We start from the raw sequence: 20,410 nt of genomic DNA, 5'->3' as shown, positions 1-20,410 counted from the left end.
GTAAAAGGAGGATTCACTCATGCCATTTCCAAGACCGAAAGACGATGAAAAGAAAGATCAGTTTGTTGATCGATGTGTGGCTGATGATTCTGTTAGCGGAGAGTTTGAGGATGACCAACAACGGTTGAGCATTTGTCGAACTATCTATGACAGCGAAGGTCAACGTAAAGATAATGAGCAGGAAAAGAAGAGTGACGACTCAAATCCTGATGAAGAAAAAAGCGATGAAGAAGAAAGTGATGAAAAAGAAGGCAATAATGAAGAAGATCGAAGTTATGATGAAATTCGAATGCATGAATTTGGTACAAACATGATCGAGCACCGACAAGAGGATGGTCAAGATATTCTAAGTGGTTATGTCGTGCAATTTGATCGTATGAGCTTGCCGATAGGAGGCATGTTCCGAGAAAAGGTGGAGCGAGGGGCTTTCACCAAAACACTTCAACGTACCAAAACAATTGCCGTTTGGAATCATAACATTGATTTAGTTCTAGGAAATACTCGTAACAGAACCTTAAAGCTATATGAGGATGACATTGGTCTACGTTTTGAAATTAAGCCTCCCAATACACAAGCTGGCAGAGACGCTATCGAGCTAATCAAGAAAAAATATGTCACAGGTGTATCTATGGGGATGAACGTAGTAAGAGACAATTGGGAGGAAGGTGGAGAGCTTCCAATTCGAACACTTTATGAAGTGGATTTAATTGAGATTAGCCCAACGCCTTTACCAGCCTATCCAGATAGCGGAGTGCAAACGAATAAACGAAATCATTATGATGGATCTCAAGTAGCTGTAAGAGCTCTTTTTAAATTGTCAAAAGGTCTTAGCCTTAAAGACGATGAGAAAAGGGCTCTTTTACATGCAAAAGAGAGTGCATCGTCTGGTGAAGTTGATTATTCAGAATATGAAATGAAATTATTAGAGATGGAGTGATTAAAAGATGGAAAAAATCTTAGAGCTACGACAAAAAAAGAAAGAATATGTGGATGAGGCTCGTTCGGCGTTAAGCCAAGCACAAGCAGAAAACCGTTCTATGAATTCAGATGAACAAAGTAAATTCGATAAGGCACAACGGGAAGTCAGAAACATCACAAAACAAATTGAGAATGAAGAAGCTATGCTTGAAATGGATCGTTCATTTGAACCGAACACGCGTGAGCAACGTCAGGATCCCGAGCAAAAGCAAAATGAATTTCGTGACATTGGTGAATTCATTCAAGCTGTTCGTTTCCAAGGGGAAAAACGTGATTCTCTCAAAATGTCAAACGGAGAAAATGGTGGATTTCTAGTTCCTGATCAATTCCTTGATCAAATCATGGAAGTACAATCTCAAGATGCTATTTTCCGACCACGAGCAAGCATCATTCCTGCCGGTAGTGAACCGGATGCAGGAGTGACATTCCCTGCACTTGATCAATCTGGTGACAAAGGCGTCTATTCAGGGGTTAGCGTAAATTGGATTGGAGAAGGACAAGAAAAGCCACAAACACAGCCGTCATTTCGTGATGTGACACTACGTCCTCACGAAGTAGCTGCACACATTGTTGTTACAGATAAATTGCTTCGTAACAGTCAAGCAGCTGGCGCTATTATCCAACGACTTTTACGAAATGCGATTCTAGCATCTGAAGACAGTGCCTTTTTACGCGGTGATGGGGTTGCCAAGCCTTTAGGTGTGATTGGTCACAAATCAAATGTCAACGTCAACCGTCTAGCAGCTAATTCAATCGAATATCCAGATATCGTGGCAATGTACGCAAAAATGAAATTGGGTGGACCGATGGTGTGGATCACATCTCAAGAGACGTTACCACAGCTCATGACAATTAAGGACGAGAACGGTCGTTACATTTGGCAACCGAATGCCCGTGAAGGAGCTCCTGGAACTTTGCTAGGCGTCCCTGTCTTAATTAATGAACGTTCACCGCGACTAGGAGCAAAAGGTGATTTAATCCTGTGTGATCTTAATTACTACATGATTAAAGATGGTTCAGCGCTATCTATTGCAGCATCGGAGCATGTGAAATTTACCGAGAATAAAACAATCATCAAAGCGTTTTGGAATGTGGATGGTCAGCCATGGCTCAACTCCCCACTGAAGCTCGAAAACGGATATGAAGTATCTCCGTTCGTTATTTTAGACGTACCAACAGCAGGATAAGAGAAGGGGCGCAATGCCCCTTCTATTTAAAAGGAGGAATTTGAAATGATCGGATCAATTAGCGAAAACCTAAAATTTACTTCCGCAGGAGTAGGCGATTTAACAGAATTGAATGGTGAATTTGTATCTGTATCTGGGTTTCGAAAGGTGGCAGCGATTTTAGCGACTGCTGAAGCAGGAGAAGAAAGCTCAGATGTTACAATCTCCCTTTATGAAGCTAAAGATGAAGATGGTGCAGATGAGCAATTACTCGTAACACGAACGATTACAGTAGTATCTGGTGAAACGGGGCAACTAGTCCAGTCTTTCGATGTTCAGTATCTAAGTGCTGATTACACGCATGTAGCTGTTAAAGCTGAAGCAACAAATGCAATTGATGGCGTCGCATTTTTGGCGCTTGCTGATCCACGAGAACGCCCTATCACGGAGTGAGGTGTCTAAAATGGAGGTTAATTTGAAGTACGAAGCTATTGTAAACGGAGTCCGTCGAAAGGCGGGCTCCACTGTCAATGTGAGTGAGGAAGTGTTAGATAAACTCGTTGCCTCTGGTGTTATAGAAAGCAAGGCAGAAGCAATGAAGAACCTAACTTTTGAAACGACCTCGCAACAGCCTACTGAAACAAAGCTATCATACGAACACGTTGGTGGTGGCTACTATGTCATCAAGCGCGAAGGTGAAGAGATTGATCGTGTGAGAGGGAAAGAGGCATTAGAAAAGCGTTTGAAAGAGGGATAATCGAATGGCATTAACAATTGTCCATCAACCTACTACAGCAGATGAACCAATTTCACTTGAAATGCTCAAGGAGCATTTACGGTTAGATGATACAGAAGAGGAAGAGGAAATTTACCTTCAGGGGATCATTGTTGCTAGTCGTGATTATGCAGAGGGCAAGTTAAGGCGTTCTATTGCTAAAAAGACGTATCGACTCACACTAGATCAACGAGATAATTCCTTGATAGAATTACCTGTTCCTCCTGTTGTTGAACTCGTATCCATTTCAACCTATGACCGTGATGATTCAGAAGTCATATTGGATGAAACGGACTATTTTTTCGATCGAGAGTCAGAGCCTGCGAGAATCATTTTCAAGAATGAGTTGCGAACTCGTAAATATAACGCTATAAAAATGGAGTTTATATCAGGATGGTTGCCTGAGGAAGTTCCTGGGGCAATTAAGTCGGCCATTAAACTTATAGCAGCCAATATGTACGAGAATAGAGAACCAGTGGCGCTAGGTCCTAACGCTCAAAAGATCCCTTTTACCGTTGACAGCTTATTATCTATTCATCGGTTTTGGGGTGGTGAAGTATGAGCGCAAAAAGAAGAGTTGGCGAGTTAAATAGACGTATCACAATACAAAAACTTGGTCCTGTTCAAAATGAGTATGGTGATTGGGTGGAAGGTTGGACGGACTGGAAACGCGTGTGGGCTTCCATGGAACCGGCTGGCGGTCGAGAATATTGGCAGTCAGAGAAATTCAATGCCGAAGCAAACGGCGAAATTGAAATTCGGTATCAATCTGACATTAATCCGGGAGCTATGCGCATTCTTTATAAGGATAGGGTGATCGACATTCAATACTTCTATCATCCACGCGAAAGAAGAGATCGGACAAGGTTAATTGTAAAGGAGCAAATAAGTAAGGAGGTGCCTTTGATCAATGAAGAGTCAAATGAAGGTTGAAGGGCTTGATAAATTGCAAAAAGAGTTAGAAAAGCTTGCAAAAAAAGTAGACGATAGTGAAACAGAATCCATCGTCTATAAAGCAGCAGAAAGCATTGTGACTCCTGCTATTCAATCAAAGGCACCAGTAGGCGAAGGTGGAAGCATACGTGATGCAGTTGTGACAAAACAGATGCCACGATCCTCTAGTTATCCTTCTATTGCTATTAGCGCTATAGATCGAAAAAAAGCGCCTCACGCTCACATTATTGAACTTGGTTCTGGACCTCGTTTTGATAATTTCGGGCGTTATAGAGGAGAAGTCTCACCTAACCCATTCTTTCGCCAAGCCGTATCTCAAAGTTTGCCTAGTGCCCTCAACTTTATTAAGTCGGAGCTAACGAAGAGGATAAACGGATGATTGAGATGTCAGCTTTTATAAGAGACTGGATGAAAGAGCATGTTGAGTCGCTAGAAGGTCGCGTATATAGAGTTCGCTCTTTGCCGAATACGAATACTCCTTATGTAGTGATGTACCTAATTAATGAACCTCGTGGCTCATACGATTCAAAGCAACAGCAATATCAATTTACGATTTTCGGTACCGAATATGGCTCAACAAGAGCATGTGCAAACGAGCTCAAAGATGCAATTGAGAAGCTGAATGAAGATCAAGAACAAGGATTGCATAACGGAATTTTTCAAGCGTATGTAGATTCAGACAATGAATTATATGATCGAGATTCCGGACTCCATCAAATTCCTATTGATGGGGTTTTTCATTATCAATATAAACAAACGTGGGGGTGAAGCAAGTGGGCAAAAAAGGAATTCCATTTATCGGGTTAGACATGTTTCACTATGCTATTTTAACGAGTGATGAGAGCAGTGGAACGGAATATGAGGAAACCGTTCACATTCCGAACATTGTAGAAGCAGGGTTTAATCCTAACAGCTCAAACGAGGTGTTTTTTGCCGATAATGGTCCAGCTGATTCGTACAGTCAGATTGGAGCGCCAGAAGTAACACTAAACGTCGGTGATTTACCTCCTAAAGATTATGCTACATTAATGGGTGCTAGTTACAAGAACGGGCAAATCAAATATAGTGTTAACGCAAGTGCACCTGATGTAGCTATTGGTTATCGACGCCAAAAGACGAACGGTGAATATCGCTTTATTTGGTTCTACAAGGGTAAGTTTTCTCTCCCTGAAGAATCTGGTCAGACTAAACAAGATTCTGTAGAATTTCAGACGCAAGAAATTGTATTTACCTCGGTCGCAAGGGTCTCCGACCACGAGATTTTTACTCGCGTTGATTCTGACGACGATGAAGTTCCGAACAATATTAACAAGGCGACTTTAACGCAAGAATTCTTTGATGATCCAAATTATGAAGTTCCAGATGCAGAACCAGAACCGGAAGAGTAGGGAAACCCCTGCTCTTTTTTTAATGGAGGGAGATTAGTATGAGTAGAAATCAAAAGTTGAAACCACCGCAAATTACTATTGATGGGAAAACGTATAAAGTAAAGAAACGTCTAAAGCTACTTCGACGCATGTATGAGCTTAATGATCAAGAAATCGAAGTGGAATCTATAGAAGGATTGGAAGTCCTTTATCAGTTCTTAGTGGACTGTTTTAACGATGAGGCAGTTACTATGGATGCGATTGAAGATAATGTAGATGTCGATGAATTCATGGATTTGTTTGATGCAGTCGCCGGCTTTTTGCGTGATTCATTTACATCCAAAATGGAATCAATGCCAAAAAAAGAACCAGGGACAAGTCACTAGTAGATGGCTTGTCCGATTACGAGACAATTATTCATATGTACACACAGTATGGCAAGCTTTTTCATTTATCCCAACAGAATATTGATGATGTAGATATGGATTTCTTTTTCGATCAGCTCGCTGTGATGGAAAAAGAAAGTCTAGCTGAGGAAACAGAGAAAGCCCGTAGCATTGAAGCTATGGGCTTTTAGTGCGTTACACGTCTTAAACGAAAGAGGGTGAATACATGAGTACAATTGCAAATCTGATGGTGTCTTTAGGTCTCAATTCGAAAGAATTCGAAAAGGGTATGGACGGCGCAGAGAAATCCAGTGGGCGATTTCGTAAAGGCGTTGGTACAGTTGGAAAGGTAGTCGCAGGTACAGCAGCCGCAGCCGCCGGATTAGGCGTGGCTGCTTTTGCTGCTACAAAAAAGGTAACTGAAGGCTTCGATAATATTGCAAAATCATCTACGAAGCTAGGTGTTTCAACCGATGCCTACCAAGAGCTTGATTATTGGGCTGGTCAAAACGGATTGTCTACCGGTTCAATGGAGCGTGCTGTGGGACGACTTAACCAACGTATTGGTCTAGCAGCCGATGGAAATGAGAAGTATGCTGGTGCCTTAACAAAAGTCGGAGTCGATATGGATGCGGTTAGAGACGGTACTATCACCACTGAAGACGCCTTTGCACAGTCTATTCAGACGTTATCTGAAATGACGAACGAGCAAGAGAAATCGGCGTTAGCATCCGAGCTGTTCGGTACGAAGTTAGCGCGTGATCTAATGCCAGCCTTACAAGATGGCTCGCTCTCATTCGAAGAAGCTAAACAAAAGGCAGAAGAGCTAGGAATTGTTATTGACGGTGATACATTAGCAGCAGCCGAAGAATTTCAGGATACATGGGATGACGTGACACGTTCCCTAGGTGCTTTTGGCCAAAAGATATTCGCTGAATTGATGCCTATTTTTCAATCAATGATGGATTGGATTTTAGCTAATCTACCTCAAATCAGAGCTATCTTTGACACCGTATTTAGTTTCATTTCAGAAGCAATAAGTTGGGTTGTGGAATGGATACAATCCCTTATGGCGTTCTTAGATGATTGGCGATCCAGTAATGATGATACTCTAAGCAGCATTTCGGGAGCTTTCGAACATTACTTAGGTCTGGCTATAGATATTGCAAAAGATGTCTTTACGACACTACAGGAAGTAGTGAAGATAGTATTTGATTTTGTAGTTAACTTTGTGAATACAGCTCTACAAAACGTCTATGACTTTTGGAAAAAGTACGGAGCTGACATCCTGTCAACGGCTCAATCTGTATTTGAAGACGTAAGATCAGTGGTAGAAACAGTCCTGACAACGGTTTGGGAGATCATTCAAAATATCCTGTCGAGAGCTGCTGATTTCATCAGTGACATTCTGAAGAAAATCCTAGCTTTTTGGGATGAGAACGGTGAAGCAATCATGCAGATTGTTGAAACCGTATTTAGCACAATTAGAAGAATCATTGAAGATGTCATGCCGATCATCCAAGGTATTATTGAGGTGGCATGGGGCATCATTGAAACCGTTTTTGATACCGCGTTAGGCATCATTATGGGATTGATTGAGACCTTTATAGGATTATTCACTGGCGATTTCGAGAAAATGAAAGATGGTATCACCAAGATTGTCGAGTCACTATGGGATGGTATCAGAGGTATATTTGCATCAGCTTGGGATTTAATCTCAGGACCTCTTCAAGATTTATGGAGCATGTTGGAAGGTTGGTTCTCTGACTTGAAAAACAATGCTGTCGATTGGGGTAAAAATATGATCGATGGATTCATCGACGGTATTAAATCCATGGCAGGAAAAGTTGGGGAAGCCGTGCAAGGCGTTATTGATAGTGTAGCTGATTTTATGAAGTTTTGGTCTCCGGCTAAGAAGGGTGAAGGTCGTTATATTACTCATTGGGGACGTAACATGGTGGACGGATTCCTAGATGGTGTTCGCGACGAGTCATCATCTGCCTCTGACGTCATAAACGACATGATCCGAAATATGAGACCCGGCGCTTTAGACATGAGAACTCTGTTACCTGAAGAAGGATACGTGAACGATATGGTGGCTCGTATGCCGTCATCTCAGAAGAATAAACCGAATCCGCGAGGCGGAGATAATGGCTCAAGTGGGAAAGGTGACATTAATCAGTACATTACTGTTAATAGTCCAAAGCATCTATCTGAAAGTGATCTTCAGCGAAAATATAAACAATCAGCGAGAGAGCTCGCTTTAGAATGGGAGTTAGACGAATGAGCCGAAAAATCTATCTAACAACGTCTAGAGGGAAAATTGAATTGTCATCATCTAGCTTATATATTCTTGAAACGATAGAAGGGGCAGACTCTGCCCCAAAAGAAAATACCTTAACGAGGAGTCCTCGGCAAGATGGAGCATATAAGACAGCTAGTCATTATGAGCCACGTTACATGGTTTTTCAGGGAGCGATTAAAACGAAAGAAGCATTATCAATAGCAGAAAAGCGTAAATTCCTGCAAAATATTTTATCGACAAATGAGATTGAGGTTGAGTATGTTGATGCAACAGGTGCCTATTTTATTGATGCGACCTTAGATGGTGAGGGAATTACATTCCCACCAAGGCAAGGTGGCTGGCAGTATTTTTTTATCTACACGGTGAGCCCAGACCCTTTCTGGCGGTCTGATAGCCTTGTAACAGAGCCAACCTTTGAACCTCTATTTGAATTTGTTTTTGAAGACGAAGGAGAAGAAGATGGTAGCTTTGAAATGGGCCTGCAGCGAGATGAACGAGTTGTGATTAACGATGGAGATGTCGGAGCTCCGGTTTTAATAGAATTTCATGGACCAGCTGAAAATCCTCGAATTGAGAATGTCACCACAGGTAAATTCCTTCAGGTGAATCAAAGTTTAGGTATTAATGAAATAATGAGGATTGAAACAACGTTTGGGAAGAAGAGCGTGAAATTCATAGATGACACAAATGAAGAGGAAAGAGACGTTTTAAACTGGATTGATCCTCAAAGCGAGTTTTGGATTTTAAAGCCGGGAGAAAATGAAATTGTTTATACAGCTGATAGTGATATACAAGGTGCTATTGTAGATATTTATTATTTTAAGAGGTATGTGGGGGTGTAATTAAGAATGGGAGAAGCAATTAGAAGTTTATTTTTTAATGGTGCCCCCGGTGATCGGAGGCGTTACCAAGCAAGAGACTTTGCCGAATATTTTGGCACAGTTTTAAGTGCCGGACTCTTACACACGGATGAAGAGCCAGGATTAGAAGTGGCTGTAGTGACAGGTGAATTGAGAACGACAATAGGACCAGGTAAAGCGTTAATTAAAGGATATCTAGGCCAAAGTACAACGGAAGTGACGTTGGAACATGGGTTGCCAGAACCCGACTTAGATCGTATTGATCGGATTGTAATCAGACTTGACTTACGCAACCAGTCTAGATTTATTGAATTGGATATTTTACAAGGAACATCAGCTGAAGAGCCAACACCACCAACGTTAACGCGCGATAACGTTATTTATGAGCTTTCGTTAGCTCAAGTCTTTGTGGAAAGAGATACTTCGCAGTTGCAGCCAACTAACTTGCTAGACGAAAGATTAGATGAGGATGTATGTGGCATTACGCATTCGTTAATAACCGTTCCTACCCAGCAATTCCTCGATCAGTGGAATGCTTTTTTTAATGCAACTACTGACGAGATCGACGAAGAGAAGCAATCCTTACTCACTGAAATAGTCAACAGTATTGTAGAGGTTCAAACAGAACTAGACAATTATAAAGCTACATTAAATGGAAAACTACAAGAATTTGAAGATGAGTTTTATGACTGGTTTAACGATATTCAAGATAATGGATTTGCTAGTCAGACAGAGTTTGTTGCGCATAAGGAAGAATTAGCGCAAGAAGGCGCGCACGGATTAACACCCGAAAAAACACGCTCTATTTTTTCGGGTGAAGCCGAACCTTCTAACTCACTTGGCGAAGATGGCGATGTATATTTCCAGTATGAGGTTGATTAGTTATGTCTAATTTATATACGAAACAATCTGGAGACTATAAGTCTATTACGCAACCATTTTATAAATTTGAGGGCGAGTGGAAAAAAGCAACTGTTTGGAAGAAAGTTAATGGTGAGTGGTTGGACTTTAAACAAGAGTGGTTAAATAACTTTGATGTGTTATTTAGTGGAATTCCGTATCCAGCAACAAGACCAACAACAGCTTATTTCCCCAACTTAGGGGTTAACAGTGTAGACTTGTTTGTTAATTATAACGAGGGAAATAGTGGTAGATTCGCAAGGGTAAATAAGTATACTGGCGAGTTTGTTAGTTATTTTTCGAGCGGTTCCGTGCCTAAAGCCTTACTTGCAGTTGATATTAATGGTGTACCATATGGAGGCTCCTCCTCCAGAGATAGTGCTGCTATTTTTTCTATCAATCCAGATGGAGAGCGTGGCGACATTACTTACTCACAAGGTCGAGTAAATGACTCTTGGGAGATACAAAGTAATGAGTTATTAAAGAATGACTTAATAATTATTGGTAACGACACGCTATCGAGACGACAGGTGTATAAGGCTACTGGAGAAAATGAACTTCTTTTTGAGTTCCCTTCGGGAGTTAATGGGATAGTATTAAACTCAGTCTTTTATGCAGATTTTGACCAGGCAAGAAATTTAATTTATGTAATGGACGCTAATCGTATTTTTGCGGTAGATAAAACAACAGGGTTAGAAGTATGGCGTTCAAGAGTAGATGATTTTTACACAGAAAGTTCTGGCGCAAGGACGTTTAGAGCCTACTTATATTTACCAAAAAAAGATGTTTTAATTGGGTGCGCTCCAGTGCAAACATTTAGTGGTAGACCTCAAACAAATGATATAGCTTATATAGATCCAGCGACAGGGTTAACCATCGAGGTAGTCCAACAAGTGCAATCGTTAAGAAGTTTAAAGGTTGTAGTAGAGCCTAGTGGCAGAGAAACTATCGTAGGGATTAACACACTTAACAACCATTTAGAAAAACGCGATCCAGACGACAACATGAACCTTTTATACTCCATAAATTTAGATGAAGTAGCTGGAACTCCTCTGAACATTTTTACAGTGTATCCAGAAGTAGAAAATAATATTGTTTATGTTTATGGTAGAGCTGAAAGTGCGTCTTTTACCACTTCAACATACGTGATGGCGTTTGAAATGTCATAAAGGAGGGTCAAAATATGTTTTATATCGAGTACGATTCAGAAGGAAATATAACACGAATGCATGGCAAGCCCTTTGATGATAAACGAGGGCTAGGAAAGACAGAAGAGCAACTTCTCGAAACAGGTTTACTATTTGAAAAAAACGAAATACCAAATGAGGACGGAGTTTTAAAAATCAATCTAGAAACTATGGAGCTTTTCAAAGAACCACTTGAAGAGCTTCCAAACAGACTAGATCCAGAAGAAGCTGCAAGAAGGATTGAAAAATTAGAAGAGGATTTAGAAAACAGTGTCATTGAACTATCGACAGCTTTATCAATGCTGATGATGGGAGGTAACGCAGATGTTTAATCCAGATAGCGTAGTTGCTCGCACATGGGCTAAAGCAGTTAAACGAGGTGATAAAAATGAAGATGATGTACCTAATCTGTTTAACTTGCGTGACATTGTTATTACTATTCTTAATAATGAGGAGGATTCCGATGTTTAATGAAAATAGTATGTTAGTTAGAACGTGGTTTAGTGTGGTGGTTTCTGGTGCTTACACATTTGAGCAAGTACCTGTATTGTTTAACTTGAAAGACGAAGTTGGTAAGAAACTAACGGTGCTTGGTTTTGATATTGGCACTTAAGACAAATTTTACAGTGAACTTGAGTTTGTTCATCATTACTATTCAAAGTAATTCTAAGAGGGGGTTACCTCCCCCTCTTGAATCGATTATCTGCTTGAGAAATAATACAGCAAGGTAGAGCTCCTACTGCAGTTATTGCACTTTACATCACAAATAAGATCTCCTTGATGAGAATAGTCTAGTCTGCATTTTAATATATAAATAGAATTCTTTTTACAGTGCCTACACATCATAAAATTCACCTCCTAATTAAAGCTAATAGGATCAAAGGCTTTAAAATAGTATTGATAAATTATTAATTGATGTTATATATTACTCATCTATTTGGACTTTCATTCATTTAAAATACAATTATTTTTTAAATAGATGCTATACTTATTTGCAAATAGATTAAGGCAGAAAGGAAGCATTGGAATGGAAGATATTATCATTAGAATGAATGAAATAGAATTAAGATTTAATGCTCTATCTGACAGAATAGAATTGTTCCAGGAAAATATCTCGAATAACATTACTTGGTTCTATTCATTACTAGGTGTTTTCGTAGCACTTATTGGAGCAGTGGGTATTGCTTTATATTTTCTAGTGAATAATGCAGTTAAAGCAGGTATAGAGAAAGGAATAAATAAGGTAGAAACTGAAGCTATGGAGCAAATAAATTTAATGAAAGAATCGAACAGGGAATTTAAAATAAATCTTGAATCTTACAATAAAGATTTTAGAAGTTTGATTAAATCCGAATTTAATTCGATTTCAAAAAATAACTCTCAAATAGGATATATGAGGGGAACGAGTACAGTTCAGGATTCAACATTTAAATTAGTGGTACCAAGAAATTTTTCAGCAAACAGAATTATTTTGTTCCAAGTATTTACTAGAGATGGTTTAAGAGTAAATGACAGTCTATACAATTTTACTGAAGATGGTGAGGGAGGTCTAAATATAGTTTTAAAAAATATAAAAAATTCTTACGTCTATTGGGAAGTTATTTTCGAATACTAATATTTATAAGGCAGATTATAAATTACTATATTTATCAAAAAGTTCTCCTTCATAGAGAACTTTTTTATTTAATTAAGGAGGTATAAATGAACGCAATACGAATTCTAAATCTAGATTTTGAACGAATAGGTGAGATAGATATTTATTCGTCATTCAGTATTGTTCGAAGGTGGAATAGACCTGGCTCTTTCACATTAAAACTAAATGTAGATTCACCTTATGTAGACCAACTAATTAAAGACAATATTGTTGTAGTTGGCGGTAGTCTTAGAAAAGCAGGTTTGATCTTATATAAGCAATTTGAGGAAGGTGATGAAGAAATTTTGACTGTAAAGGGTGTAACGCTTGATGGGATAGTAAAAAGAAGGTTGGTTATACCCGAATCAGGTCACACCAACTTAGAGTTTAACGGAAATGCTGAATCCGTCATGAAGCACTTTATTGATAAAACTTTAGTAAATACGTCGGATCCTAGACGTTCGTTTCCTAACGTGAGTATTGCAGATGGTCATAATCGAGGAATAAATATTATTGGTGAACGAAGATGGGACAATCTATCCAATGTATTAGAGGATTTCTCTAATCTGTCCAAGCTCGGATATGAGGCATCTTTAGATTATGAGAACCAAAATATTGTATTTGAAGTTTATGAAGGTACCGATCGTTCTGCAGGACAGGTTGATGTCCCCCCTGTTATCCTATCGCCTGACTTTGAATCAATTATGGAACAATCATACATTGAGTCCTTTCTTGACTACGCCAATGTAGCTTATGTAGGAGGGGAAGGAGAGAAGCAGGACCGAAGGGTGGTGATAGTAGGGGAAGATGAAGGCTTTGATCGTTTTGAAACATTTGTAGATGCAAGGGTTTCAGAAGAAGATGACGAAGGTAACCCAAAATCGAATGAAGTTATTATAGAAGAAATCACTCAAGCCGGGAGAGAAATACTCGAAGAATTAGCAACTCAGTTGTCTTATGAGGGGCGTTTAGCAGATCAACAAACTTTCGTTTATGAACGTGATTTTTATTTAGGAGATATCGTTACTCTCCGGAATAAATCGTGGGGCGTCACATTAAACACAAGAATCACAGAAGTTACAGAAATCTACGAAAGAGAAGGGCAGAAAGTTAATTTACAGTTTGGAACGAACAAACTAAATATCACATCAAAGATAAGGCGCTCTTTGCGCCAAGTCTCGGGGGAAGTATTTAGATAGATTCTTCAAGGAGGCGATTTATAATGAAAGGAAAGGGTGTTTTAATGGGTGACATAGCCTTAAACTCAGCTAAAATAGGAACGGGATTTGTGACAACATTAATATCGTTCCTGTGGGGAGAGTGGTCAGTTTTTCTGACTGCTCTTTTTGTTTTTGTCACATTCGACTGGCTTACAGGATTAGCAGCCGCATGGCGTAACGAAGAACTATCGGCCAGGGAAGGTTTTTGGGGAGTCACTAAAAAGATGTTTATTTTTGGTGTGATTACACTAGCCTACCATGCAGACAATGTCTATGCAGAACTAGCAGATGGTCCACTTGAAATAGGTGAGTTTCACTTATCGGCAGTCGGAGCAGCAATTTTATGGTATTTAGCTAATGAGGCAATTAGTATTACCGAGAATCTAGGAAGAATCGGCATGAGGCTTCCTACTTTTGCAATTAAGGCAATAAAGGCTTTTGAAAGTAAAGATGAGTCAAAAAAAGATAAGGATGGTGTAGCATGACTAAAACACAGGACATTCGCAGTCGTACACCCAAACGGTCAAGCAGGCGTCAAGAATCTGACGTCACCGTCATTGCTCGTCATCATAGCGCAACGGATGATGGCGACTTCGATACATTTTGGAACTACTGGAAGACTCTCGAATGGATAACAGGAGGCTATCACGAAATTATACTTCGCGATGGAACTGTGCAGATTTGCTATGACGCTAACATGGTCACGAACGGCGTAGGCAATCATAACAGTTATACGTATCATATTTGTTTGGTGGGCAATGGTAGCTTTACAAATGCTCAAGAAAAGGCGTGGCGCGAGCGTTGCCAACTCGCCATGGATAGACTTAAAATCACAGTTAATAATGTCAAAGGTCATAATGAGTTTACTGGTGCTCGAACGGCATGCCCAGGTACAAGCATGGTGAGAGTTAGACAACAATTAAGGGAGGCGTTAACAGTGAGCAATCAACCGACAAACGAACCAAGTCCTTGGGCAAGAAGTGTATGGGTAAAAGCGACGCAAGCAGGTATTGTAGATGGAAAACGACCACAAGAGCCGATGACGCGCCAAGAAATGGCTGCTATGTTAGATCGACTAGGCTTGATAAAATAAAAAAGGGGCAGTGCCCCTTTCATACATAAGTTGATAATTTACAATTGGATAACAACCCCCTCTAGTGTATAGTAATGGTAAAAGGAGTGGGCGCATGAATGTTGATGGAATCAGATCGTTTGCATTTGGGTTAGGTGTAATTATTATGATAGTAGGAGTGTTGGGAGCTATCGGTATAGGCTTCTTTCTATATACAGTGCCTCCCTATAGCGTGGGCGATATGACAATTGACGAGGGAGTTTTACACCCATTGCGCTGGTGGATCGCAGGAGCTTCTTTACTTAGTTCGTTAGTGTTCGGTGCAATACTAATGGGCATTGCTGCTATTATTGCAACCTTACAAGGTGATACAGAAGTAAAAGAAGATCCTTACCAAAAGCCTGATTACAGCCAACTTAAGCATAATGATATAGATTACAACCCTGCATTAGATGACAGTGTTAGATAAAAAAAGAGGGGTATTTTACCCCTTCGTACCTTTATTTCGTTCACTAGATTCACGTTCCCAACGTGCCCGTTTCTCATGACCATATTCTTCTATTAACATTGCTACCTTGCCTGCGTAATCAACCTCTATTTTACCCTTTTCTTCTAAAGACCTCAGCACATTCACTAATTCGTTTCTATTCTTACCTGTATAAATCTCTAGAAATCGAAATGTCGCTTTGCGATCTTTCTGTTGGTACATATTAGTTATGATACGCATTAACTTGCGCTCTGCATCTGTCATAATTAACACCTCGTGTTATAATTCAGTACAGCAAGTTTACATCATATAAAGTCTAAACAACACATTAGATACTAATCTTTCTATACAAATTCTATACAAGAACGGACAAGAACCTTTATATAAAGCTAGTTTCTTCCTTATATATACGTCCTCCTGGGACGCCATACTTAACTTTTAACTCCTTTATTTGAAGGGGTTTTTTTGTTGTTGAAAAACAGATCAGGTTTTTAAAAGAACAAACTATTTAAACGAACCAAACGTACAACGTTTATTTTCCACGAAAATAGTGAATACTATTTTGAGGTGAATTATCATACTATTGGAGGAGGAACTCACGGTAAAACAAGTGTTTGTCTTTCCGAATGTAAATTGATACACTATAGCTAGGTAAATATGTTTACGAAAAAGGTGGGTAGTAGCATGGCGAAACGTGCAGATGATCGCGAGGATAATGTGATTCTTTTTCCTGGTCTTGTCTCGAAGCTAGTAGATAGAGGGATGAGTGCGTTAAAAGAGAAAAAGTATTTTGATGCGTTAACCTACTTTCAACAATCAACAGATCTCGAACCAGAGCATCCGCAGGCTAGGTATGGACTTGTTATCACGAATATTGAGTTAAATCGCCTTCAGGAAGCGCGTCTTCACTGTGAATCCATGCTTAATGAAGGTATCGGAGAATATTATGATATCGTCAAAGTGTATGTCTCTTTATTAATACAAATTGGAGACTATCAGCAGGTGGTTGATATTTTAGAAGGGTTGCTTGAAGAAGACAAGCTTCCATCTTCTATGGCAGAGTCGTTTTTCCATATCCTTTCATTTGCAAGACAAATGACAGAAAATGACGAGCCGATAGTGGAGGAAGATCGTGCAGTTTTTTCAACACCGAAGGAAGATTTGCTTACGATGCTTGAGGACGGTAGCGTCGATCAGCAATGGGGTGCCATTCAGCAGCTGAGTAACTATGAGCTTCAGGATGTCATTGAAGCGTACCGTGTTTTCTTAAAGGGAAAGCAAAACAACCCTGTGTTAAAAAGCTATGTCTTGCAAATGCTTAAAGAGCTTGACGCGGACGAACGAGTAGACGTACATAAGTTTGGTCAGGATTATCAAGTAGATATTGCGACGCTAGAGAACGTCTTCCACGAGGATTTTGGAAAGGCGGTTTTAGATCGGCTCGAAGAAGTGTTAAATCAAAAGAACCCTTCTTTATTAGAGGTTATCCAGCAGGTTTGGTGGCACTATTTGTTTGCGCTTTATCCTAAAAAGCCAGTTCCTGCAGATATTGATAGCTGGGCATGTTCATTACATATAACAGGATTTACAATGCTAGGGTTTGAGGAAGAGGAAGAATCAATAATTGGCGAGTATGATACAGACAAAGAGAGAGTTGCTTACGTAGTTTCTCAATTAAAAGAAGTAGAAGGGGTTATGTTTAGCCCTGGTCTAGATAGCTAATACATAGGTGAAGTATTAAGCGTTGAAATGAAAGATGTCTATGTTATAATATAAGGGTTGTAATCAACTGAACAGAGAAATGATTATTGTTGGAGGGAATAACTAGTATGTCAGTAAACTGGGAAAAACAAGAAGGTAACACAGGTGTCTTGACTGTCGAAGTAGACAGCAAGCGCGTAGACAATGCATTAGATCAAGCGTTCAAAAAGGTAGCGAAGCAGGTTAACGTACCTGGATTCCGTAAGGGGAAGATTCCTCGTCCGATTTTTGAACAACGTTTTGGCGTAGAAGCACTATTCCAAGATGCTTTAGATATCTTGCTTCCACAAGCATATTCAGAAGCTGTAGAAGAAGCAGGAATTGACCCTGTAGATCGTCCAGACATCGATATCGATGATATGGCGAAAGGTCAATCATTAACATTCCGCGCAACTGTTACAGTGAAGCCGGAAGTTGAGCTTGGCGAGTACAAAGGTCTTGAAGTTGAAGCTGCAACTGCAGAAGTTACAGACGAAGAAGTTACGGAAGAAATCACTCGTTTACAAAACGAGCATGCTGACCTAGTAGCAATCGAAGACGGAGAAGTACAAGATGGCGATACAGTCGTTCTTGACTTTGAAGGATTTGTTAACGGTGAAGCTTTCGAAGGTGGACAAGCGGATAACTACTCTCTAGAAATCGGATCTGGATCATTCATTCCAGGATTTGAAGAGCAGCTAGTAGGTGTGAAAGCTGGAGAAGAGAAAGATGTTGAAGTGGAATTCCCTGAAGAATACCACGCTCCAGAATTAGCTGGTAAGCCGGCTACATTCAAAGTGAAGCTACACGACATTAAGCGTAAAGAGCTTCCAGAGCTTGACGATGAGTTTGCAAAAGACGTAAACGAAGAGTATGAGTCATTCGAAGGAATGAAATCAGCACTTCGTGAGCGCCTAGAAAACGACAAGAAGCAAGAAGCGGAAATGAGCATGAAGGACGCTCTTGTTGAAAAAGCAACTGAAAATGCAACGATCGATCTTCCAAAAGCAATGGTAGATACAGAGATTGACAGAATGCTACAAGAGTTTGGTCAGCGTCTACAGTCTCAAGGTATGTCTCTAGACATGTACTACCAATTCGCTCAAACAGACGAAGAAGGCATGAAGGCTCAATTTGCTGATGATGCAGAAAAGCGCGTTCGCATGAACCTAACGCTTGAAGCAATTTCAAACGCAGAGAACCTTGAAGCATCTGAAGAAGATGTAAAAGCAGAGCTTCAAAACATGGCTGACATGTACAAGCGTCCAGTTGAAGAGATTGAGCAACTTCTTGCTATGCAAGGTGGAACAGATACACTTAAAGGTGATCTAAAAGTTCGCAAAGCGATCGACTTCCTTGTAGACAACAGCAAACAAAAATAAGCAGTAGCATAACCATTTGGCAAGGCGCGAATTCGCGCCTTGCTTTATACATAATTTAAACGGATGTCAGGATGGTTGACAGAACGTTTTCTAATCAATTATCCTATATTGAATTCACGCAATAGCTTTTCTTATGAAGATACACATCGTTGTGATACAATTAATGCCAGAAGTAGCCAGAACGACTTTCTTCTATATTAAGAGAAAGAGTTTTTGTTTAAGATGATTAATTTAGATTAGCAAGACGTACAATATAGTTGTAGAAACTAAAAACATATTGCTTGGATATTTTTCATCTGTGTGTTTCAATCATTCAAAGAGGGGTGAACATTTATGTTCAAATTTAACGAAGAAAAAGGACAGCTAAAGTGTTCTTTTTGCGGTAAAACACAAGACCAAGTTCGAAAATTAGTTGCCGGTCCTGGAGTTTATATTTGCGACGAGTGTATTGAGCTATGCACAGAGATCGTGGAAGAAGAGCTAGGGACAGAGGAAGAAGTGGAAATGGAGGACATTCCAAAGCCACAGGAAATCCGTGATATTCTTAATGATTACGTTATCGGTCAGGATCAAGCGAAAAAGACGCTTTCTGTAGCCGTTTACAATCACTATAAGCGTATTAATGCATCTAGCAAAAACGACGAAGTAGAGCTTGCTAAGAGTAACATTTGTCTACTAGGTCCTACAGGAAGCGGTAAAACACTTCTTGCTCAGACGTTAGCTAGAATTCTAAATGTACCATTTGCTATTGCGGATGCAACTTCATTAACAGAGGCTGGTTATGTTGGGGAAGACGTTGAGAACATCCTCCTAAAGCTAATCCAAGCAGCTGATTATGATGTTGAAAAAGCGGAGCGAGGCATCATTTACATTGATGAAATCGATAAGGTAGCACGTAAGTCTGAAAATCCATCTATTACACGTGATGTATCAGGTGAAGGTGTTCAGCAGGCGCTTCTAAAAATTCTTGAAGGTACGCAAGCAAGCGTTCCTCCACAAGGTGGACGTAAGCATCCTCATCAAGAATTTATCCAGATTGATACAACAAATGTTCTCTTCATTGTTGGTGGAGCATTTGACGGAATCGATCAAATTATCAAGCGTCGTCTTGGTAAGAAAGTAATTGGCTTCGGCTCTGACGTACAAAACGGCGAGCTTGAAGAGCACCAATACCTATCGAAGATTTTACCTGAGGATTTACTTCGCTACGGACTAATCCCAGAGTTTATCGGTCGTCTACCAGTTATTGCGAGCCTAGAGTATTTAGATGAAGCTGCTCTTGTTGAAATATTAACGCAGCCTAAAAATGCCTTAGTCAAACAGTATCAGAAGCTTCTTGACTTAGATGATGTAGAACTAGAGTTTACTGATGAAGCACTTCGTGAAGTTGCTAAGTTAGCAATTGAACGTAAAACAGGTGCTCGTGGACTTAGATCCATCATTGAATCCATGATGCTTGATGTTATGTACGAGCTTCCATCTCGTGATGACATTTCTAAGTGTATTATCACTGACGAAACAGTTCGTGATAAAAAGCGTCCGATGCTATTAGATGAACAGGGCGAAGAAATTATCGATAAAGAGGAACCGAAAGAGAGCGCGTAAGTCGCCCTCCTCACTTTCTCTCTGGTGCTGTCCCAATTAAGGTTGGGGCAGCACTTTTTTTTACAGATGGACAAGCTTGACATCTAGATAGTGATGGCCGCGTGTTAAATAGGGTTGATTTGAGGTTAGGTTATGTAAGGTAATAGAGATCGATGTGCCAGACGCAAACGAATATTAGTAAGTGACGCAACAGCTCGTGCAAGTGGCGCTTATGAAGAATCAACTGACGCAAACGATCCTTCAACCGAGGCAAAAACCTCCGATTCGTTCGTGCGAAGCTATACCTAAGTATCCCAGCATTCGAACCGTTCCTTTTTGCATGTATCTCCACCTTTTATCGCTACAACGTTTAGCAACTACCCATCAAGGCAATAGCAATAAGGCGGTGCGTTA

Annotated in this window: 27 protein-coding genes; 26 read left to right on the top strand and 1 reads right to left on the bottom strand. The window is 40.0% G+C overall.

The window, feature by feature from the left end; all coding sequences use genetic code 11:
* Positions 1-19 precede the first annotated feature (19 nt).
* From FLK61_RS13380 to FLK61_RS13270, 23 genes are all read left to right on the top strand, one after another.
* Positions 20-937, top strand: a complete 918-nt coding sequence (locus FLK61_RS13380) for an HK97 family phage prohead protease (RefSeq protein WP_176009895.1) — start codon at positions 20-22, stop codon at positions 935-937.
* Between the two features lie 7 nt (positions 938-944).
* Positions 945-2,165 carry a phage major capsid protein gene (locus tag FLK61_RS13375; RefSeq protein ID WP_176009894.1) on the top strand — a complete coding sequence of 407 codons (1,221 nt, stop codon included), beginning with the start codon at positions 945-947 and terminating at the stop codon, positions 2,163-2,165.
* A gap of 45 nt (positions 2,166-2,210) precedes the next feature.
* Positions 2,211-2,597, top strand: coding sequence for a hypothetical protein (locus tag FLK61_RS13370; RefSeq protein ID WP_176009893.1), 387 nt, complete (start codon positions 2,211-2,213; stop codon positions 2,595-2,597).
* A 10-nt stretch (positions 2,598-2,607) separates the two neighbouring features.
* Entirely contained in the window at positions 2,608-2,901 is a 294-nt protein-coding gene (locus FLK61_RS13365) for a hypothetical protein (RefSeq protein ID WP_176009892.1), read from the top strand.
* Between the two features lie 4 nt (positions 2,902-2,905).
* Complete coding sequence (locus FLK61_RS13360; RefSeq protein ID WP_176009891.1) at positions 2,906-3,481, top strand: head-tail connector protein; 576 nt, start codon at positions 2,906-2,908, stop codon at positions 3,479-3,481.
* Complete coding sequence (locus FLK61_RS13355) at positions 3,478-3,852, top strand: phage head closure protein (protein ID WP_176009890.1); 375 nt, start codon at positions 3,478-3,480, stop codon at positions 3,850-3,852. The genes FLK61_RS13360 and FLK61_RS13355 overlap by 4 nt, the downstream gene beginning before the upstream one ends.
* Positions 3,830-4,252, top strand: a complete 423-nt coding sequence (locus FLK61_RS13350; RefSeq protein ID WP_176009889.1) for an HK97-gp10 family putative phage morphogenesis protein — start codon at positions 3,830-3,832, stop codon at positions 4,250-4,252. Before FLK61_RS13355 ends, FLK61_RS13350 begins: the two co-directional genes overlap by 23 nt.
* Complete coding sequence (locus tag FLK61_RS13345) at positions 4,249-4,641, top strand: hypothetical protein (RefSeq protein ID WP_176009888.1); 393 nt, start codon at positions 4,249-4,251, stop codon at positions 4,639-4,641. The genes FLK61_RS13350 and FLK61_RS13345 overlap by 4 nt, the downstream gene beginning before the upstream one ends.
* A gap of 5 nt (positions 4,642-4,646) precedes the next feature.
* Complete coding sequence (locus FLK61_RS13340; RefSeq protein ID WP_176009887.1) at positions 4,647-5,261, top strand: major tail protein; 615 nt, start codon at positions 4,647-4,649, stop codon at positions 5,259-5,261.
* 38 nt (positions 5,262-5,299) lie between these two features.
* A complete protein-coding gene (gene gpG / locus FLK61_RS13335; protein ID WP_176009886.1) occupies positions 5,300-5,626 on the top strand; it encodes a phage tail assembly chaperone G in 327 nt (108 codons plus the stop codon).
* Positions 5,627-5,661: 35 nt separating this feature from the next.
* The gene (locus tag FLK61_RS13330; RefSeq protein ID WP_176009885.1) at positions 5,662-5,817 is read left to right on the top strand and encodes a hypothetical protein; all 156 of its coding nucleotides are present in this window, start codon (positions 5,662-5,664) and stop codon (positions 5,815-5,817) included.
* A 35-nt stretch (positions 5,818-5,852) separates the two neighbouring features.
* A complete protein-coding gene (locus FLK61_RS13325; RefSeq protein WP_176009884.1) occupies positions 5,853-7,913 on the top strand; it encodes a phage tail protein in 2,061 nt (686 codons plus the stop codon).
* Complete coding sequence (locus FLK61_RS13320; protein WP_176009883.1) at positions 7,910-8,773, top strand: phage distal tail protein; 864 nt, start codon at positions 7,910-7,912, stop codon at positions 8,771-8,773. The genes FLK61_RS13325 and FLK61_RS13320 overlap by 4 nt, the downstream gene beginning before the upstream one ends.
* A 6-nt stretch (positions 8,774-8,779) precedes the next feature.
* Positions 8,780-9,673: a hypothetical protein gene (locus FLK61_RS13315; protein WP_176009882.1), complete on the top strand. Its 894-nt coding sequence runs from the start codon at positions 8,780-8,782 to the stop codon at positions 9,671-9,673.
* 2 nt (positions 9,674-9,675) lie between these two features.
* Entirely contained in the window at positions 9,676-10,860 is a 1,185-nt protein-coding gene (locus FLK61_RS13310; RefSeq protein WP_176009881.1) for a hypothetical protein, read from the top strand.
* Between the two features lie 14 nt (positions 10,861-10,874).
* Positions 10,875-11,210: a hypothetical protein gene (locus FLK61_RS13305; RefSeq protein WP_176009880.1), complete on the top strand. Its 336-nt coding sequence runs from the start codon at positions 10,875-10,877 to the stop codon at positions 11,208-11,210.
* Positions 11,203-11,349, top strand: a complete 147-nt coding sequence (locus FLK61_RS13300) for a hypothetical protein (protein WP_176009879.1) — start codon at positions 11,203-11,205, stop codon at positions 11,347-11,349. The genes FLK61_RS13305 and FLK61_RS13300 overlap by 8 nt, the downstream gene beginning before the upstream one ends.
* Positions 11,342-11,491 carry a hypothetical protein gene (locus FLK61_RS13295; RefSeq protein ID WP_176009878.1) on the top strand — a complete coding sequence of 50 codons (150 nt, stop codon included), beginning with the start codon at positions 11,342-11,344 and terminating at the stop codon, positions 11,489-11,491. Before FLK61_RS13300 ends, FLK61_RS13295 begins: the two co-directional genes overlap by 8 nt.
* A 414-nt stretch (positions 11,492-11,905) precedes the next feature.
* Complete coding sequence (locus tag FLK61_RS13290; protein ID WP_176009877.1) at positions 11,906-12,493, top strand: hypothetical protein; 588 nt, start codon at positions 11,906-11,908, stop codon at positions 12,491-12,493.
* Between the two features lie 86 nt (positions 12,494-12,579).
* Entirely contained in the window at positions 12,580-13,710 is a 1,131-nt protein-coding gene (locus tag FLK61_RS13285; RefSeq protein WP_176009876.1) for a siphovirus ReqiPepy6 Gp37-like family protein, read from the top strand.
* 23 nt (positions 13,711-13,733) lie between these two features.
* Complete coding sequence (locus tag FLK61_RS13280) at positions 13,734-14,216, top strand: phage holin family protein (protein WP_176009875.1); 483 nt, start codon at positions 13,734-13,736, stop codon at positions 14,214-14,216.
* Entirely contained in the window at positions 14,213-14,824 is a 612-nt protein-coding gene (locus FLK61_RS13275) for an N-acetylmuramoyl-L-alanine amidase (protein ID WP_176009874.1), read from the top strand. Before FLK61_RS13280 ends, FLK61_RS13275 begins: the two co-directional genes overlap by 4 nt.
* Before the next feature lie 94 nt (positions 14,825-14,918).
* Positions 14,919-15,272, top strand: a complete 354-nt coding sequence (locus tag FLK61_RS13270; protein ID WP_176009873.1) for a hypothetical protein — start codon at positions 14,919-14,921, stop codon at positions 15,270-15,272.
* Positions 15,273-15,287: 15 nt separating this feature from the next.
* On the opposite strand, the gene FLK61_RS13265 is transcribed toward FLK61_RS13270, so the two are convergent.
* Positions 15,288-15,554, bottom strand: coding sequence for a hypothetical protein (locus FLK61_RS13265; RefSeq protein ID WP_176009872.1), 267 nt, complete (start codon positions 15,552-15,554; stop codon positions 15,288-15,290).
* 420 nt (positions 15,555-15,974) lie between these two features.
* Between FLK61_RS13265 and FLK61_RS13260 the strand changes: the two genes are divergently transcribed.
* From FLK61_RS13260 to clpX, 3 genes are all read left to right on the top strand, one after another.
* Complete coding sequence (locus FLK61_RS13260) at positions 15,975-17,012, top strand: tetratricopeptide repeat protein (RefSeq protein ID WP_176009871.1); 1,038 nt, start codon at positions 15,975-15,977, stop codon at positions 17,010-17,012.
* A 107-nt stretch (positions 17,013-17,119) separates the two neighbouring features.
* Positions 17,120-18,412, top strand: coding sequence for a trigger factor (tig, locus tag FLK61_RS13255; protein ID WP_176009870.1), 1,293 nt, complete (start codon positions 17,120-17,122; stop codon positions 18,410-18,412).
* 333 nt (positions 18,413-18,745) lie between these two features.
* Positions 18,746-20,017 (top strand): ATP-dependent protease ATP-binding subunit ClpX, encoded by a 1,272-nt coding sequence (clpX, locus tag FLK61_RS13250; RefSeq protein ID WP_176009869.1) that lies wholly within the window; start codon positions 18,746-18,748, stop codon positions 20,015-20,017.
* The last annotated feature ends 393 nt before the right edge of the window (positions 20,018-20,410 follow it).

Origin of the sequence: Paenalkalicoccus suaedae, from assembly GCF_006965545.2 — a bacterium.
Taxonomy (GTDB): domain Bacteria; phylum Bacillota; class Bacilli; order Bacillales; family Salisediminibacteriaceae; genus Paenalkalicoccus; species Paenalkalicoccus suaedae.
The sequence above is the reverse complement of the archived record's forward strand: the minus strand, read 5'-3'. Positions and strand labels throughout refer to the sequence as shown.

What these genes read in the sequence shown, in the direction of transcription:
- FLK61_RS13290 (WP_176009877.1), top strand. Translation starts at nt 11,906, where the DNA reads ATGGAAGATATTATCATTAGAATGAATGAAATAGAATTAAGATTTAAT.
- FLK61_RS13365 (WP_176009892.1), top strand. Translation starts at nt 2,608, where the DNA reads ATGGAGGTTAATTTGAAGTACGAAGCTATTGTAAACGGAGTCCGTCGA.
- FLK61_RS13265 (WP_176009872.1), bottom strand. Translation starts at nt 15,554, where the DNA reads ATGACAGATGCAGAGCGCAAGTTAATGCGTATCATAACTAATATGTAC.
- FLK61_RS13310 (WP_176009881.1), top strand. Translation starts at nt 9,676, where the DNA reads ATGTCTAATTTATATACGAAACAATCTGGAGACTATAAGTCTATTACG.
- FLK61_RS13285 (WP_176009876.1), top strand. Translation starts at nt 12,580, where the DNA reads ATGAACGCAATACGAATTCTAAATCTAGATTTTGAACGAATAGGTGAG.
- FLK61_RS13275 (WP_176009874.1), top strand. Translation starts at nt 14,213, where the DNA reads ATGACTAAAACACAGGACATTCGCAGTCGTACACCCAAACGGTCAAGC.
- FLK61_RS13280 (WP_176009875.1), top strand. Translation starts at nt 13,734, where the DNA reads ATGAAAGGAAAGGGTGTTTTAATGGGTGACATAGCCTTAAACTCAGCT.
- FLK61_RS13320 (WP_176009883.1), top strand. Translation starts at nt 7,910, where the DNA reads ATGAGCCGAAAAATCTATCTAACAACGTCTAGAGGGAAAATTGAATTG.
- FLK61_RS13330 (WP_176009885.1), top strand. Translation starts at nt 5,662, where the DNA reads ATGTACACACAGTATGGCAAGCTTTTTCATTTATCCCAACAGAATATT.
- FLK61_RS13260 (WP_176009871.1), top strand. Translation starts at nt 15,975, where the DNA reads ATGGCGAAACGTGCAGATGATCGCGAGGATAATGTGATTCTTTTTCCT.
- FLK61_RS13295 (WP_176009878.1), top strand. Translation starts at nt 11,342, where the DNA reads ATGTTTAATGAAAATAGTATGTTAGTTAGAACGTGGTTTAGTGTGGTG.
- FLK61_RS13355 (WP_176009890.1), top strand. Translation starts at nt 3,478, where the DNA reads ATGAGCGCAAAAAGAAGAGTTGGCGAGTTAAATAGACGTATCACAATA.
- FLK61_RS13270 (WP_176009873.1), top strand. Translation starts at nt 14,919, where the DNA reads ATGAATGTTGATGGAATCAGATCGTTTGCATTTGGGTTAGGTGTAATT.
- clpX (WP_176009869.1), top strand. Translation starts at nt 18,746, where the DNA reads ATGTTCAAATTTAACGAAGAAAAAGGACAGCTAAAGTGTTCTTTTTGC.
- FLK61_RS13380 (WP_176009895.1), top strand. Translation starts at nt 20, where the DNA reads ATGCCATTTCCAAGACCGAAAGACGATGAAAAGAAAGATCAGTTTGTT.
- FLK61_RS13360 (WP_176009891.1), top strand. Translation starts at nt 2,906, where the DNA reads ATGGCATTAACAATTGTCCATCAACCTACTACAGCAGATGAACCAATT.
- FLK61_RS13300 (WP_176009879.1), top strand. Translation starts at nt 11,203, where the DNA reads ATGTTTAATCCAGATAGCGTAGTTGCTCGCACATGGGCTAAAGCAGTT.
- FLK61_RS13315 (WP_176009882.1), top strand. Translation starts at nt 8,780, where the DNA reads ATGGGAGAAGCAATTAGAAGTTTATTTTTTAATGGTGCCCCCGGTGAT.
- FLK61_RS13345 (WP_176009888.1), top strand. Translation starts at nt 4,249, where the DNA reads ATGATTGAGATGTCAGCTTTTATAAGAGACTGGATGAAAGAGCATGTT.
- FLK61_RS13375 (WP_176009894.1), top strand. Translation starts at nt 945, where the DNA reads ATGGAAAAAATCTTAGAGCTACGACAAAAAAAGAAAGAATATGTGGAT.
- FLK61_RS13370 (WP_176009893.1), top strand. Translation starts at nt 2,211, where the DNA reads ATGATCGGATCAATTAGCGAAAACCTAAAATTTACTTCCGCAGGAGTA.
- FLK61_RS13325 (WP_176009884.1), top strand. Translation starts at nt 5,853, where the DNA reads ATGAGTACAATTGCAAATCTGATGGTGTCTTTAGGTCTCAATTCGAAA.
- FLK61_RS13305 (WP_176009880.1), top strand. Translation starts at nt 10,875, where the DNA reads ATGTTTTATATCGAGTACGATTCAGAAGGAAATATAACACGAATGCAT.
- tig (WP_176009870.1), top strand. Translation starts at nt 17,120, where the DNA reads ATGTCAGTAAACTGGGAAAAACAAGAAGGTAACACAGGTGTCTTGACT.
- FLK61_RS13350 (WP_176009889.1), top strand. Translation starts at nt 3,830, where the DNA reads ATGAAGAGTCAAATGAAGGTTGAAGGGCTTGATAAATTGCAAAAAGAG.
- gpG (WP_176009886.1), top strand. Translation starts at nt 5,300, where the DNA reads ATGAGTAGAAATCAAAAGTTGAAACCACCGCAAATTACTATTGATGGG.